Annotated in this window: 14 protein-coding genes; 6 read left to right on the top strand and 8 right to left on the bottom strand. The window is 73.6% G+C overall.

The window, feature by feature from the left end:
* Nucleotides 1-81 precede the first annotated feature (81 nt).
* The 4 genes from ACI2L3_RS30780 to ACI2L3_RS30765 all read left to right on the top strand — a co-directional run bounded on the left by ACI2L3_RS30780 (nt 82) and on the right by ACI2L3_RS30765 (nt 2,608).
* Entirely contained in the window at nt 82-288 is a 207-nt protein-coding gene (locus ACI2L3_RS30780) for a hypothetical protein (RefSeq protein ID WP_404755664.1), read from the top strand.
* A 64-nt stretch (nt 289-352) separates the two neighbouring features.
* Nucleotides 353-1,492, top strand: coding sequence for a Vms1/Ankzf1 family peptidyl-tRNA hydrolase (locus ACI2L3_RS30775; RefSeq protein ID WP_404755663.1), 1,140 nt, complete (start codon nt 353-355; stop codon nt 1,490-1,492).
* A 35-nt stretch (nt 1,493-1,527) separates the two neighbouring features.
* Nucleotides 1,528-1,935, top strand: a complete 408-nt coding sequence (locus ACI2L3_RS30770; RefSeq protein WP_404755662.1) for a DUF2795 domain-containing protein — start codon at nt 1,528-1,530, stop codon at nt 1,933-1,935.
* A 190-nt stretch (nt 1,936-2,125) separates the two neighbouring features.
* Nucleotides 2,126-2,608, top strand: a complete 483-nt coding sequence (locus ACI2L3_RS30765; RefSeq protein ID WP_404755661.1) for an SPW repeat protein — start codon at nt 2,126-2,128, stop codon at nt 2,606-2,608.
* A 99-nt stretch (nt 2,609-2,707) separates the two neighbouring features.
* Here ACI2L3_RS30765 and ACI2L3_RS30760 read toward each other — a convergent pair whose 3' ends face one another.
* Nucleotides 2,708-3,166 carry a DUF6098 family protein gene (locus ACI2L3_RS30760; protein ID WP_404755660.1) on the bottom strand — a complete coding sequence of 153 codons (459 nt, stop codon included), beginning with the start codon at nt 3,164-3,166 and terminating at the stop codon, nt 2,708-2,710.
* A 72-nt stretch (nt 3,167-3,238) separates the two neighbouring features.
* Nucleotides 3,239-4,264: a DNA topoisomerase IB gene (locus ACI2L3_RS30755; protein ID WP_404755659.1), complete on the bottom strand. Its 1,026-nt coding sequence runs from the start codon at nt 4,262-4,264 to the stop codon at nt 3,239-3,241.
* A 228-nt stretch (nt 4,265-4,492) separates the two neighbouring features.
* Here ACI2L3_RS30755 and ACI2L3_RS30750 point away from each other — a divergent pair, with 228 nt between their 5' ends.
* Nucleotides 4,493-7,024: an ATP-dependent Clp protease ATP-binding subunit gene (locus ACI2L3_RS30750; protein ID WP_404755658.1), complete on the top strand. Its 2,532-nt coding sequence runs from the start codon at nt 4,493-4,495 to the stop codon at nt 7,022-7,024.
* A 79-nt stretch (nt 7,025-7,103) separates the two neighbouring features.
* On the opposite strand, the gene ACI2L3_RS30745 is transcribed toward ACI2L3_RS30750, so the two are convergent.
* From ACI2L3_RS30745 to ACI2L3_RS30720, 6 genes are all read right to left on the bottom strand, one after another.
* Nucleotides 7,104-7,373, bottom strand: coding sequence for a DUF6480 family protein (locus tag ACI2L3_RS30745; protein WP_404755657.1), 270 nt, complete (start codon nt 7,371-7,373; stop codon nt 7,104-7,106).
* Nucleotides 7,374-7,440: 67 nt separating this feature from the next.
* The gene (locus ACI2L3_RS30740; RefSeq protein ID WP_404755656.1) at nt 7,441-8,394 is read right to left on the bottom strand and encodes a glycosyltransferase family 2 protein; all 954 of its coding nucleotides are present in this window, start codon (nt 8,392-8,394) and stop codon (nt 7,441-7,443) included.
* Between the two features lie 31 nt (nt 8,395-8,425).
* Nucleotides 8,426-9,301: a glycosyltransferase family 2 protein gene (locus tag ACI2L3_RS30735; RefSeq protein ID WP_404755655.1), complete on the bottom strand. Its 876-nt coding sequence runs from the start codon at nt 9,299-9,301 to the stop codon at nt 8,426-8,428.
* The gene (locus ACI2L3_RS30730; protein ID WP_404755654.1) at nt 9,298-10,317 is read right to left on the bottom strand and encodes a glycosyltransferase family 9 protein; all 1,020 of its coding nucleotides are present in this window, start codon (nt 10,315-10,317) and stop codon (nt 9,298-9,300) included. Before ACI2L3_RS30730 ends, ACI2L3_RS30735 begins: the two co-directional genes overlap by 4 nt.
* The gene (locus tag ACI2L3_RS30725; RefSeq protein ID WP_404755653.1) at nt 10,301-11,278 is read right to left on the bottom strand and encodes an NAD-dependent epimerase/dehydratase family protein; all 978 of its coding nucleotides are present in this window, start codon (nt 11,276-11,278) and stop codon (nt 10,301-10,303) included. The genes ACI2L3_RS30730 and ACI2L3_RS30725 overlap by 17 nt, the downstream gene beginning before the upstream one ends.
* A gap of 166 nt (nt 11,279-11,444) precedes the next feature.
* On the bottom strand, nt 11,445-12,191 hold the full coding sequence (locus ACI2L3_RS30720; RefSeq protein ID WP_404755652.1) for an SDR family oxidoreductase: 747 nt from the start codon (nt 12,189-12,191) through the stop codon (nt 11,445-11,447).
* A 613-nt stretch (nt 12,192-12,804) separates the two neighbouring features.
* Here ACI2L3_RS30720 and ACI2L3_RS30715 point away from each other — a divergent pair.
* On the top strand, nt 12,805-14,088 hold the full coding sequence (locus ACI2L3_RS30715) for an MFS transporter (protein WP_404755651.1): 1,284 nt from the start codon (nt 12,805-12,807) through the stop codon (nt 14,086-14,088).
* Nucleotides 14,089-14,091 lie beyond the last annotated feature (3 nt).

Genomic DNA, 14,091 nt, shown 5'->3' with positions numbered 1-14,091 from the left:
CTCCGATCTCCGACTCCGTAGCAAGAGGGAAGTTTGCACACTTTTGCGCCAGGGGACCCGCAGAGCCGAGAGGTGATCGCCATGCCTGAACCCGGCGGCAAGAAGTACGACACCCGGCGTGCGCGGCTGCGCAAGGACGCGGAGGACGCCGGAATCTCCGATCAGGACGCCAACGACACGGCCAACGAGACACTGCAGGACGACCCGTCGTGGCAGAGCCGTGGCCCGCGTACGGAGCGGGGCCGCGGCCCCAAGGGCGAACGCTCGGGGAACCAGCACAACGACTGAACCGACGAACCGACGAACCGAACGCGGGCCGGTCACGAACGCGGCCCGCGAGGAGCGAGTCACCATGCGTCTTTCATTTCTGCAACCACTCCTGGACCGGCCCGGGCCCTGGGCGACGGTGTACTACGACCCCGGTCAGCCGGACGAGGCGGGCGCCAAGCGCCGCGAGCTGTCCGTACGGGAGATATGCCGGACCCTGGAACAGGAGGGTGCGGACGAGGCCACCGTCGCGGCGGTCCGCGACAACCTCGCGGGTCTCTCGCCCGCCGAGGACCCGTCGGGGCGCGTCGTCTTCGCCACCGGCGGCGAAGTCGTGCTGAGCCACCGTCTGTCCCGGCGCCCCCAGGGCGAGTTCGCCTGCTGGGCTCCCCTGCCCCGGCTCACGCCCCTGCTGGAGCTGTGCGGCCAGGACCCGGTGAGTCTCGTCGCCTACATCGACCGCACCGGCGCCGACTTCGAGCTGCGGGCCGCGGCGGGGCCGCAGGACTCCGGGCACGTGGAGGGAGAGCAGTGGCCGGTGCACCGCACCGCCACCTCCGACTGGTCCGAACGGCACTTCCAGCTCAAGGTGGAGAACACCTGGGAGCACAACGCCGCGGAGATCGCCGAGGCGCTGGCCGAGGCGTACGAGGAGTCCGGCGCCGACCTCGTGGTGCTGGTCGGCGACCCGCGCGAGCGGCCGGCCGTGCGCGACAAGCTGCCGGAGGCCGTCCGCGCCGTGACGGTCGAGACGGAGCACGGTGGCCGCGCCGCCGGTTCCGGCTCCGCGGCGCTGGAAGAAGCCATCGAGAACGCCTGCCAGGAGCATCTGCACCGGCGGGTGGACGACGCGCTCGACCGCTTCAGGGCGGGCCGCGTCGGCACCGACCGGCCCACCGACGCCGTGGAGGGCGTCCCCGCCGTGGTCGACGCCGCGCGCGAGCACCGCATCGACACCCTCCTGGTCCGCCCGGACGGGCCCGATCTGCACCGCGAGATGTGGGCGGGCGCCGACCCGGACCAGGTGGCGGTGCGGCGGACGGACGCCGAGGCGCTCGGCGACGGCTCCCCCGTCTCCGTACGCGCCGACGACGCGCTGCTGCGTTCGGCGGCGGCCACATCCGCCGACGTCCTGATCATTCCGTTCGAGGAGGTGAACGACGACATTCCGGCAGGAGGACTCGGCGCCCTGCTGCGCTGGACGTACGAGCCGAGTGCGGCCTGAGAGTCAGGAGCCCGCGAAGAGGGAGGTGCATCGCCGTGGACCGAGGCAGCAACCCGGTGAGTCCGCGCGAGGACGACGAACTGAAACACGAACTGGAGGGCTATCTGCGCTCCGGCCAGCACACCCACGTCGAGGACGCGAACGACCCCGAGCCACCGGCGGACGACGATGTCGTCGTGGATTCCGGCGGCCCGGTACCGCCCCCGGGTGAGGACCGTGACCGGGCACGCGCGGCCGCCGAGGCCGACGCGCTGCGCCTGGAGCTCAGCCGTCACCTGGAGCGCACCACGTTCCCGGCCGACCGGCAGACACTGCTGGCCACGCTGGAAGCCCAGCACGCGCCGGATCACGCCCTGGAGGCAGTCCGTCGGCTGCCCGAGGGCGAGACGTACGGCGACGTCACCGAAACCGTGCGCGCCCTCGGTGCCGCACCCTCGGGCTGAGGCACGCGCCCCGGCCCTGGTCCGGCCGCGTGACCCCGCTCGGTACACGCGGTCCCGTCCGCACCAAAGAACCACCTAGTTGGAGGTGGACGCAGTGACAACGTCCCCCAGGTCCCCGTCCGGAATGCCGTCCGGAGCCCCGTCCTCGATGTCCGGAGCGCACGCCCCCATGTCCGGGGCACCGTCCTCCATGGACACGCACCCCGACATCGTCGACATGCGCGCCCGTCATGAGAGTGCCGAGCGCGCGGCAAGCACCCCCAAGGTGCAGGCCATCGACGCGCTGGCCTTCCTCACCGGCCTCTACCTGGCCGCCTCTCCCTGGATCGCGGGTTTCAACCAGTTCACGCGGCTGTCGATCGTCAACCTGATCGTCGGCATCGCTTACGCGCTCCTGATGAGCGGCGGCTTCGGCCGGGCCTACGAGCGCACCCACGGCATGGCGTGGGCCGCGTGCGCGCTGGGCATCTGGACGATCGTCGCGCCATGGGTCATCGCGGGTGACGCCACGACCACGAGGACCGTGGTCAGCAACGTCATCACCGGTGCCGTGGCCGCCCTCCTCGCCCTGGCCGCCAGCGCGGCCGCCCGGGCGGGAGACAAGTCCGATGCGGCGCACGGAAGGAGCAGCGGGAAAGGCAGGAGGGCGATGAACCGCTCAGGTCATGACTGACGGAAACGTCATGACAGCCTGACGGGAGAGTCGTGACAGCGATCGCGCCCCGTGGCACACCTGCCACGGGGCGCGGTCGTGCGCGCCGAGCCGTACGGGTCAGCCGTCCGCCTCGCTCGTACGGCGCAGAGGGCCCCAGGGCCCCGCCTCGCGGGCCACCGTCTCCCGGGCCTCCTCGATCATCTTCGCGTCGATCCAGGCCATCGGCTCGACGTCGTCGACCAGCGGCTCGTTGTCGGGACCGCGGGCGGTCTCGTGCCCGAGCAGTACCCACGGGCGGACGCCCGGGCCCTTCTCCCGCGGCAGGTGCGAGTAGTCGTGCAGCCGGCGGGCCACCCACAGCTCGACGGGGCGGTCCTCCCACCACGGCTCGATGTCGAGCGGGTTGGCGGAGAGGCCGGGCATCCTGACGCCCGTCAGGTCGTCCCGGCTCATCACCCTGCCCAGGTCCTTGGCGGGGCCGCGGGACCAGCGCACGTACAGGCCTCGGTGGCGTTCCACCAGCCGGGCGAGGTCCTTCAGCGTGTGCAGGACCGGCAGGTCGTCCGAACCGCTCATGCGTGGGGTCACTCTCCTTGTCACTGCTCTTCTCCTTCGCGCCGCCTCGCGGCGCCGCGTCACGGCGCCATCTCACGTCAGCAGCCGCAGTACCGCCTCCTCGATGGCACCCTGCGTCGCCGGACGGCCGAACGTGGCGCCGTCACCCAGTCGGTCCAGCGCGTCGGCGATGGTGCGGCCCTCTTCGAAGAGCTCGACGACGCGCGGGTTGATGTACGAGGCCCGGCAGACCGCGGGCGTGTTGCCGAGGTACTCGCTGACCTCGCGGACCGCCCGCGTGACGGCGCGTTTGCGGGCGGTCCTCGACTCGTCGGCGACCGGTGCCGACACCGCGAGGGCGACCGCCGCGAGGACGGTGGCGTGCCAGACGCGGAAGTCCTTCGCGGTGATGTCCGTGCCCGCGCGGTCCCGCAGGTAGTCGTTGAGTTCGGCGGCGCGCAGCTCGTGCCAGGCACTGCCCTGCCGGTAGGTGAACAGCCGGGGGCCCGCGGTGTCCCGGCGCAGCAGGGCGCGCAGGACCTTGCAGGCGGGCGGGTCGACGAGCGCGCGGGTCTGCGTCTTGGAGTACTTCGCCGGATACGTGACGCAGACCTCGCCGCTGCGGCAGGCGACGTGCTCCTTCAGGAGGGTGGTCAGGCCGTAGGTGCCGTTGTCCCGCCGGTAGGACTCGTTGCCGATGCGGAAGAAGCCGAGGTCGAGGAGGCGGGCGGCGCAGGCGAGGACGCGTTCGCGGGTGAGGCCGCGGCCCTCCAGGTCCTCCGCCACGTGCGCGCGCACCTTGGGGAGCGCGGCGGCGACCTCCAGGACGTGTTCGTGCTTCGCCGCCTCCTGCCGCTCGCGGAACTCCGGGTGGTACAGGTACTGGCGCCTGCCCGCGGCGTCGGTGCCGACGGCCTGGAGGTGGCCGTTGGGCCAGGGGCAGATCCAGACGTCCCGCCAGGCCGGCGGGATGACGAGCCGGCGCAGCCGCTCCTTCTCCGCGGGGTCGGTGACGGTACGGCCCGAGGCATCCGTATAGCGGAATCCGCGTCCCGAACGGACGCGGGTGATCCCGGGTCTGTCGACGTGGCTCGTCCTCAGTCGTCGCTTCTCACCCATGTCCCAGGAGTGCCCCCAAAGTGTGGTGGCAGACCTCCGAGCAGCCCGTTCGGCGGAGTGCGCCGCAGGCACGCCGGGCCGCCACGGGTGACGATCGGAGAGCGGGGCGCGACGTCGCGGCGGTCGCCGGGGAGGAGTGACGGGGGTGACCACTGGGCACCCGGAGCGGGCACGACACGATCAGGCACGAGGCTGTCCCGGCGGGCCGGGACACCGGAACGGACGGCTATGAGCAGCGGTTTCATCGGGCCCGAGGGATTCGGGCAGGACCCCTTCGGAGAGCTTTTCGCGCGATTCCTCGGCAGCGGGCGACGGCAGATCGACATCGGCAGGCTGATGAGCGGCCCGGCGCGGGAGCTGGTGGCCGCCGCGGCCGCGTACGCGGCGGAGCACGGCAAGAGCAACCTCGACACGGAGCATCTGCTGCGGGCGGCGCTGACCATCGAGCCGACCCGCGGTCTGGTCGCGCGTTCGGGGGCCGACCCCGAGCAGATCGCCGAGGAGATCGACCGGCACTCGGCGGAGACCGAGGGCGCCGTGCCCACCCAGGCGGTCGCGCTCACGCCGGCCGTCAAGCGGGCGCTGCTCGACGCGCACGAGGTGGCGCGGGCCGTCGGCGCCGGGTACATCGGCCCGGAGCACATCGTCATGGCCCTGGCCGCCAACCCCGACTCGGCGGCGGGGCACATCCTCAACGCGGCCCGCTTCGACCCCGGTTCGACGCCGCAGCCGCCGCAGGGCCGGCCGGGCCCCGCCGAGCAGCGGCAGAGCGGCGCCGGCGGCGGGGCGACGCCGACCCTCGACCAGTTCGGGCGGGACCTGACCGCGCGGGCCGCGCAGGGCGGCGTGGATCCGGTGATCGGCCGTGAGGAGGAGATCGAGCAGACCATCGAGGTGCTCTCCCGGCGCGGCAAGAACAACCCGGTGCTCATCGGTGACGCGGGCGTCGGCAAGACCGCCGTCGTGGAGGGCCTGGCCCAGCGGATCGCGGACGGCGACGTGCCGGACACCCTCGCGGACCGCCGGGTCATCGCGCTGGACCTGTCGGGCGTGGTGGCGGGCACCCGGTACCGCGGTGACTTCGAGGAGCGCCTCAACGGCATCATCGAGGAGGTGCGCGCCCACTCCGACGAGCTGATCGTCTTCATCGACGAGCTGCACACCGTGGTCGGGGCGGGCGGCGGCGGCTCCGAGGGCGGGTCGATGGACGCGGGCAACATGCTCAAGCCCGCGCTGGCCCGGGGCGAACTGCACGTCATCGGCGCGACCACCCTGGAGGAGTACCGGCGGTACATCGAGAAGGACGCGGCGCTCGCCCGCCGCTTCCAGCCGATCCTGGTGGCGGAGCCGACGGCGGCGGACGCGGTGGAGATCCTGCGGGGTCTGCGCGACCGGTACGAGGCGCACCATCAGGTGCGCTACTCCGACGCGGCGCTGCTCGCCGCCGTGGAGCTGTCCGACCGCTATCTGACCGAGCGTTTCCTGCCGGACAAGGCGATCGACCTGATGGACCAGGCGGGGGCCCGGGTCCGGCTGCGGGCCAGCACGAAGGGCACGGACGTGCGGGCGCTGGAGCGCGAGATGGAGCAGCTCACCCGGGACAAGGACCAGGCGGTGGCGGCGGAGCAGTACGAGCGGGCCACCGAACTCCGCGACCGCATCAGCGACCTGGTCCGGAGGATCGGGACGGGCCGGAACCGCGAGCCGGGTGACGGGCAGATCATCGAGGTGACCTCCGAGGACATCGCCGAGGTGGTGTCCCGCCAGACGGGCATCCCCGTCAGCACCCTGACGCAGGAGGAGCGCGACCGGCTGCTCGGCCTGGAGGAGCACCTGCACGAACGGGTCGTCGGGCAGGAGGAGGCGGTCAGCGTCGTGGCGGAGGCGGTGCTCCGCTCGCGCTCCGGCCTGTCGAGCCCCGACCGGCCCATCGGGAGCTTCCTCTTCCTCGGCCCGACCGGTGTGGGCAAGACGGAGCTGGCCAGGGCGCTGGCGGAGGCGCTGTTCGGCAGCGAGGAGCGGATGGTCCGCCTGGACATGAGCGAGTTCCAGGAGCGGCACACCGTCAGCAGGCTCGTCGGGGCGCCGCCCGGTTACGTGGGCCACGACGAGGCGGGCCAGCTCACCGAGGCGGTCCGCCGTCACCCGTACTCGCTGCTGCTGCTCGACGAGGTGGAGAAGGCCCATCCCGACGTCTTCAACACCCTGCTCCAGGTCCTGGACGACGGACGGCTGACCGACGCCCAGGGGCGGACGGTGAACTTCACCAACACCGTCATCGTGATGACGAGCAACCTCGGCTCCGAGGCGCTCACGGGGCGCGGCGCGACCCTCGGTTTCCGGGCCGACGGGTCGGAGGCCGACGAGGAGGCGCGGCGCGAGCAGGTGCTGCGGCCGCTGCGCGAGCACTTCAGGCCCGAGTTCCTCAACCGCATCGACGAGATCGTCATCTTCCGGCGGCTGACGGGCGAGCAGCTGCGGCAGGTCACCGATCTGCTGCTCGAGGAGACGCGGCGCAGGCTGCGCGCGCAGGACGTCGGCATCGAGTTCACCCCGGAGGCGGTGGACTGGCTCGCCCGGCGGGGTCACCAGCCGGAGTACGGTGCGCGCCCGCTGCGCCGCACGATCCAGCGCGAGGTGGACAACCGACTCTCCAGGCTGCTCCTGGACGGCAAGCTCACCGCGGGCAGCCGGGTCCTGGTGGACGTCGCGGACGACGCGCTGGACATTCGGGTGACGGCGGGGGCGGCGGTGGGGTGAGGGGCCTCCGAGGCGCCCCGCGTGAGCGCGGGGCGCCTCGGCGAGCGTTCGCCTGTGTCGCAGCGGCAGTATGGTCGCGTCAGAGCCACAGCACGATCGCGTAGACGAGGAAGAACGCCGCGATCAGCACCGCGAGGCCGATGATCAGGGTCAGCGGTCCCTTCCCCCAGCCCTTCGGGGGGTTGTACGTCTCCTCGGGCCCCGCCCCCGGCATGCTGCTCTCGGCGGGCGGGGTCTCTCCCGGCGGCACGCCCCCGCCGGGTTCCAGTCCTGTGGAGTTCCGCGGGTCGGGGTCCGGATCCGGGTGACGGGGGTCGGAACCGGGGTCCGGCTTCTGCGAAGGAGTCATGTGATCCAAGTTCCCACGCCGTTCTCCCGCTCACCTCTCCACAACGGCCGATCCGGGGGCCCGTCCCTCAGCCGACGTAGCGGCGGGCCGTGGAGTGGCGGCGCGCCTTCTCCAGGGCGACGAGCCGGTCCTCGATCCGCGGGGGCACGGGGGCGCGCTGCCGGAGGACCCACGGCAGGCCGGCCACCGCCCGGGCGAAGGCGCGCAGGGACGGCTTGTCGCGCGGCACGGTGCGCAGCAGGTGGCCGGTGCGGCGCAGGGCCGAGGGCCAGGGGCGGCGCAGCCAGGTGAACCACAGGGTGTTGCGCAGGCCGAGGACGCGCCGGTCGGTGGAGTCACGGACCTTGGAAGCCGCGTGATGGATGGTCAGGTCCGGTACGTAGCTCAGCCAGTGCCCTCGCGTCAGCAGGTCGGTGGCGAGGAGTTCCTCCTCCCCGCCGAGCCACAGCCCCGGGTGGAAGCCGCCCGCTTCCCGGAAGGCGTCGGCTCTGATCACCGTCGCGGCGGCCAGGAACGAGCCGAGGGCGGGTCCCGGCAGCCAGTCGGGGCCCGAGAGCGGGGAGTCGCGCAACTCGGCGACCACGGGGTCCTCCTCCCCCGACGGTTCGACCACGATGCGGGCGGTCACGGCGGCGAGGGGCGGATGCGCGTCGAGGAGGTCCGCGGCACGCCGCAGGGAACCCGGCTCCCACCACGTGTCGTCGTCGCAGAACGCCACGTACGGCGTCCGGACGTGGCGGACGGCGAGATTGCGCCCGACGGCCCCCAGGTTCCGTCCCGGCCGCAGCAGTCGGACCTCGGGGAAGAACCGGGCGACCGCCTCCGCCGTGCCGTCGCTCGACGCGTTGTCGGTGACGATCACGTGGGGCCGCTCGGGGAGGTCCCGCAGGGTGCGCAGGGTGCGCAGCAGCTCGCGGCGGCGGTCCTTGGTGATCACGACGACGGTCGTACGGGGGTCGGGCCCGGCGTCCCGCTCGTCCGTGGTCGGCGTGCCGGCTATGGGGGCGGTCTCGTGCGTCATCTGCGCTGATCCTCTTCGGGAAAGGTGGTGGTCATGAAGGGGCCCGGTCCAGCAGCCTGGCCGCGCTCTCGATGCGGGCGGGCAGCGGTTCCCTGGCGTTGAGGGCGGCGGGGAGGCGCACGAGTACGCCCTTGAGGGCCGTCGCCGCGTCCCGTTCCCCGCGGACGGCCGCCGCGGCGAGGTGCGCGGTGCCGCGCAGGGCCACGGTGACCGGCCGCCGGAGCCAGGCGGTGAGGAGGGCGTTGCGGCGTTGCACCGCGGAGCGGCCGGGCCGGGTGGCGGGGTCGGGGTGGTGATGGGCCGTCACGGACGGCTCGTAGGTGACGCCCCAGCCGCGGGCCGCCAGGTCGTAGGCGAGCAGGGTCTCCTCGCCGCCGAAGAACAGCACCCGGTGGTAGCCGCCCGCCTCCAGGAAGGCCGCGCGCCGGGCCACCGCGGCGCAGGCGAGGAAGCCGAGGACGGGGCGGCCGGGGAGGTCGTGGACGGGTGGCAGGGGTGACTCCGCGAGCACCTGGTTGAGCGGGTCCTCGTGGGTCTCGGGGCCCACCAGGGTGCGGGCGGCCAGGAGGCCGAGCCGTGGGTGCGCGTCGAGGAGGTCGGCGGCGGTGTCGAGGGCGCCCGGAGCCCACCAGGAGTCGTCGTCGCTGAAGGCCACGTACGGCGTGGTGGCGTGCCGCACGGCGAGATTGCGGCCCAGGGCCCCGGTGTTGCGTCCGGCCTCGACGACGTGGGCGCCGACGGCGTGGGCGCGCACCGCGTCGGCCGTCGCGTCGGTGGACCCGTTGTCCACGACGATGACGGGCGGCCGCTCCGGCAGCGCGGCGAGACGGTCGAGGGTGCGCAGCACGCTGTCGCGGCGGTTGCGGGTGATGACGGCGACGGTGGTGCGCGGTGACTCTGCGCTCACGTGCTCTCCTTCAGCAGTTTCTGCACCGCGCGCACCACGTCGTCCGGCGGTGCCTCGTTCGGGCCGGGGCGGCCGGTGTCCGGGCAGGATTGGTCCTGGTCGCCGAGGAGGACGGCCGGGACGCCGTAGGGGCTGCGCCGTTCGGCGGGGACGTCCTGGGGGCCGACGGAGACGACCGGGGTGCCGGTGGCGGCGGCCAGGTGGGCGGGGCCGGTGTCGCCCGCGATCACGACGTCGGCCGTGCGCAGGACGCCGGCCAGGGTCCGCAGGTCGGTGCGGCCGCCGAGGTCGATGGCCGTGTCGCCACTGACGCGACGGGTCAGGGCGGTCTCATCGGGGCCGCCGGTGACGACGACGCGGTGGCCGGCGTCGGCGAGCAGGGCGACCGTCTCGGCCGCGCGTCCGGCGTCCCAGGCGCGGGCGGGCGCCGCGGTGCCGGGGTGCAGGACGACGTACGGGCCGTTGCCCGTGAGGCCGGTCGTGTCGGGGGCCGGGAGCACGCGGAGCCGGCCGTCGTCGCCGGTGCGCGGCGAGAAGCCGAGGGCCGCGGCCGTGTCGAGGGCCGCTTCCGCGTCGTGCCGACCCGGCAGCCGCCGGTGATGTACGTCGATGAGGCTGCCCGCGTGGTCGGCGCTGTCGGCCCCGATGCGGGGGACGTGCGCCATCCGCAGCAGGAGGGCGATGGGCAGCGGGCTCTGCTCGAAGGACGTGACGATGAGCGCGACGTCGTATGCCGCTTCCCTCATGCGCCCCAGCAGGCCCTCGACGTCCGCCTCGTCCACGGACGGCGGGCGGGCGCCCTCCCAGGGCGCCTCCCAGACGAGGACGTCGTCGACATGGGGCAGCAGCGCCGCGGCGGGCGCGCCGCGCGGTCCGCACAGCATCGCCACGTGGTCGGCGCGGGCGGCGACGGCGCGGACGGCGGGGCCGGCCAGCAGGACGCCGCTCATGCCGTCCAGACAGACGACGAGCGCCTTGTCGACCCGTCCCCGCGCGTCGTCACCAGGAGCACGCATGGCGGGCGCCTCCCTCCGCGCGCGGCGCGCCTCGCCCGTCGCTCTGGAAGTGGGCGATGGTGCGCTTGAGGCCGTCGTCCAGGGAGACCTTGGGCGTCCAGCCGAAGAGTTCGTGGGCGAAGCCGGTGGCGGGGCCGGGCGGTTCGGGGTCTTCGTCGCGGGTTCGCCCGGTGAACTTCAGGGGCGCGTCGGAGCCGGTCAGGTCGAGCACCCGGCGGCCGATCTCCTCCAGGGTCGGCCCGGGGTCGCCGCCGATGTCGACCGGCCGCACGGAGCGGCTGGCGGCCACCAGGAGCACCCCGTCGACCGTGTCGTCGACGTAGCAGAGCGAAGGCGTGTCGCCGCCGTCGCCGGGCACGGTCACCGGTCCCCCGCTCAGGGCCTGCCGGATCAGATCGGGAATCAGCCGGCCGTCCTCGGAGCCCATGCGCGGGCCGTACGCGGGGAAGACCCGCACGATGCCCGCGTCCGCCTCCTTGGCGCTCACGTACGCGGTGGTCAGCGCCTCCGAGAAGCGCTGGGTCTCCTCCGCGGTTCCTGACGGGTCGCCGTGCACGGGGCAGGTGGACGCCAGCAGGAACCGGGCGCCGTCACGTTCGGCGACGGCAAGGGCGTTGCCCGCGCCGACGCTGCCCGCGTCCAGTGTCTCCAGGGGGCCCTGGGCGGCCGCCGGCGCGGGACACGCGAAGTGCACCACCAGGTCGTACGGTCCGGTGAGCGTGTCGGCGCGGCCGGGCCGCGCGAGGTCCAGCTCCAGGACCCGGAATCCGGGGCGGTCCGTCAGGTGCTCGACGTTGCCGGGCGAGCCGGCCGACATGTCGTCCACGCAGTCGACCGCCACGCCCGCGTCCAGCAGGCGTTCGCACAGGTGCGAGCCGAGGAATCCGGCTCCCGCGGTCACCATGGCCCTCCGCCACGGCGGCGGTGGCTGCGGCGCCATGGAGAACATCGTCGGCGTCATGGGCAAGACCTTCCTTCCGCCGTTGGGGGTGAGTGCCTGCGGGAAGGGGCCGGCCGGCCGTCGCCTCCCGAGGCGGGCAGCGCCTCGGGTGCCCTGCCGTACGGCGTTCAGACATGGACGTTCGTGCCGTGTGCGACGCGTGGGGCCGCGCGGGCGGGCCGGGCCCTCAGGGCCAGGACGGCTCCCTGCGCGGTACGACGACCAGTTCCCCGACCACGCTGCCGGCCGGGACCGACAAGGCGTACAGGACCGTGTCGGCCACGATGTCCGGGCTCTGCAGCATGGTCACGTCGGCGTCCGGGAAGCGTTCCATGATGAACGGGGTCTCCATGCCTCCCGCGATGATCCCGGTGACGCCGATCCCCACGCAGTCGCGCTGCGCCTCCTGGAACAGGGTGTGGGTGAACGCGCGCAGACCCGACTTGCCCGCCGCGTAGGGCCCGGCCTCGGTCCACGTCCGGTTCGCGGCGGTGGACAGGATGTTCACGATGTGGCCGCCGCCGCGGGCGATCATGCGCCGGTACGTCTCCAGGCACAGGTACATCGGCCCGAGCAGGTTGGTCTCGATGACCCGCGTCACCTCGTCGGCCGTCAGGTGCTCGATGGGCTTGGAGACGTCGACGGCGGCGTTGTTGACCAGGATGTCGAGCGGGCGGCCCGCCTCGTCCAGGTCCCGGAAGGCCGCGGCGACGCCCGCGGCGTCCCGCACGTCCATCTCCAGGAACCGGGCGTCGCGGCCCTCGCCGGTGAGCTCGTCGCACAGCTCCCCGGCCATCTCCTTGCGGACGTCGGCGACCAGGACGGACGCACCGGCCGCCGCCAGTCTCCGCGCGATCGAGGCGCCGAGCCCTCTGGCCGCGCCGGTCACCAGAGCCTGCTTGCCGTGGAGGTCGACCTGTGGTGCGCCGCCCATGCCTGTGCCTTCCGTCGTTCCGGGTGACGGCGGTGCGCTCCGCGACCGCCCCGCTTCCCACTGTGACGGCCAGTGCGGAGTCCGGCACCTCGGGCCGGGCGCCCGGCGGTCGGCGCGCGGCTGTGGCCCGCGTCACCCGCAGGGGCCCTCCGGACGAGATTTTCAGCCTGCCGGAAGGCCGTGTGAGCAAGCACACCAGAAGCGCCAAACCCCTTGCGGCACATGGCATTTGCGGGCTTCCGGAGCCATGATCGGCAGAGCCGTCCCGAGGCGCGGCGAACGCGTCTGCCACGATGGTCATCGCCGTACTTCCGGAGCGTCCACGCGCCACTTGGCGCGCCCCTTCGACGTCCCTCCCCGAGGCGCGGTGCCCCAGACAGATCCGGTGGAGTGACCGCGCAGTGCTGCCGGTGTTCCGAACTCCTGCCGAGACCTCCGCCTGAGTCCCTCCGGACTCACCCCCGAGTCTTCGAGTGCCCCTGTGTCTTCTGTGCCTTCCTCGCCTGTCTCACCCGCGCCCTCTTCCCCACAGTCCTCTCCTGCCCCGTCGGAATCCACTCATTCCTCCGCGTCCGGATCCCGGTCGCCGTGGCGGTCCCTGCGGTACCGGAGCATGCGCTGGTGGTCCGTCGCCAACTTCGTGTCGAACGCCGGCACCTGGATGCAGCTCACCGTGCAGAACTTGCTGGTCCTGCAGATCACCGGGTCCGCCGCCGCCACGGGGCTGTCCATGTCCGTCCAGGCCGCGCCCGCGCTGCTGATGAGCCTGGTGGGCGGCGCCGCCGTCGACCGCTGGCCGCGCAAGCTCACGGCCTCCGTCAGCCAGGCGCTGCTCGGTGCCATCGCGTTCACGACGGCCGTCCTCGTGGCGACCGGTGGGCTCGATCTGACGGTCCTCATGGTGCTCGCCGCCGTCACCGGCATCATCGCCACGGTCGACGGACCCGCCTGTGCGCTGCTGGGCAACGATCTGGTGCCGCCGGAGGACGTGCCCTCCGCCATCGGCGTGGGCTCGCTCGTGCACAGCGCGGGCCGGCTCGCGGGTGCCGCGCTCGGCGGTGTCACGGTCGGCTTCCTCGGCACGGCCGCGGCCTACGCCGCCAACGGAGTGTCGTTCCTCTTCGTCGCCTCCGTCATCCCCTTCCTCCGCCCCGCCTACGGCGCGCTGCGCCAGGCCGGGGCGGACCGGTCCGTCGCTCCCGTGCCGACCGGCCCGGCGCCGAGCGGTCCCGCGCCGGTGGGTGAGGACATGACCATCCGGCAGGGCCTGGCGTACTTCATGCGCCGGCCCCGGCTCGTGGCGCTCGCGGGTGTCACCGGTGTCAGCGCGGTCTTCGGCCGGAACTACAACCTCACGCTGGCCGTGCTCGTCACCGGGCCGCTCGCGGGCGGCGCCGGGTCGTTCGGCACGGTCTCCACGGTCCTCGCCGTCGGCGGCATCATCGGCGCGGTCCTCGGGGCCCGGCTGCGGAAGCCGTCCGTGCGGCTCGTGGGCACGCTGGCCGCGGCCGGCGCGCTGCTCCAGGTGGTGGCGGGCTTCTCGCCCTCCTTCGCCGTCCTCCTGGTCCTCGTCCTGCCGATGGCCGTCGTCGAGTCCGTCTCCGACACCGCGGGGACGACCGTCCTCCAGACCGATCCGCCCGCCCACATGCGCGGCCGTGTTCTCGGCGTCTGGGGCAGCATCAGCACCGCCTGGGGCCTCGGCGGCCCGCCCGCCCTCGGCCTCCTCATGGAACTGGCCGGCCCCCGCGGCGCCCTCGTCTCCGGCGGCCTGCTCATCGCCGGATCCATCGGCGCGGGCTTCCTGCTCCGCAGGCGGGGCACCACCGCGCCGGTCCTCCTCAGCAAGGAGAACCCGGGCGTCGCGGCGCGGCCCGCCCTGGAGACGGCGGCCTGACGC

Origin of the sequence: Streptomyces sp. NPDC029674, from assembly GCF_044903205.1 — a bacterium.
Classification (GTDB): domain Bacteria; phylum Actinomycetota; class Actinomycetes; order Streptomycetales; family Streptomycetaceae; genus Streptomyces.
This window is presented reverse-complemented; position numbering and strand designations above follow the sequence as displayed.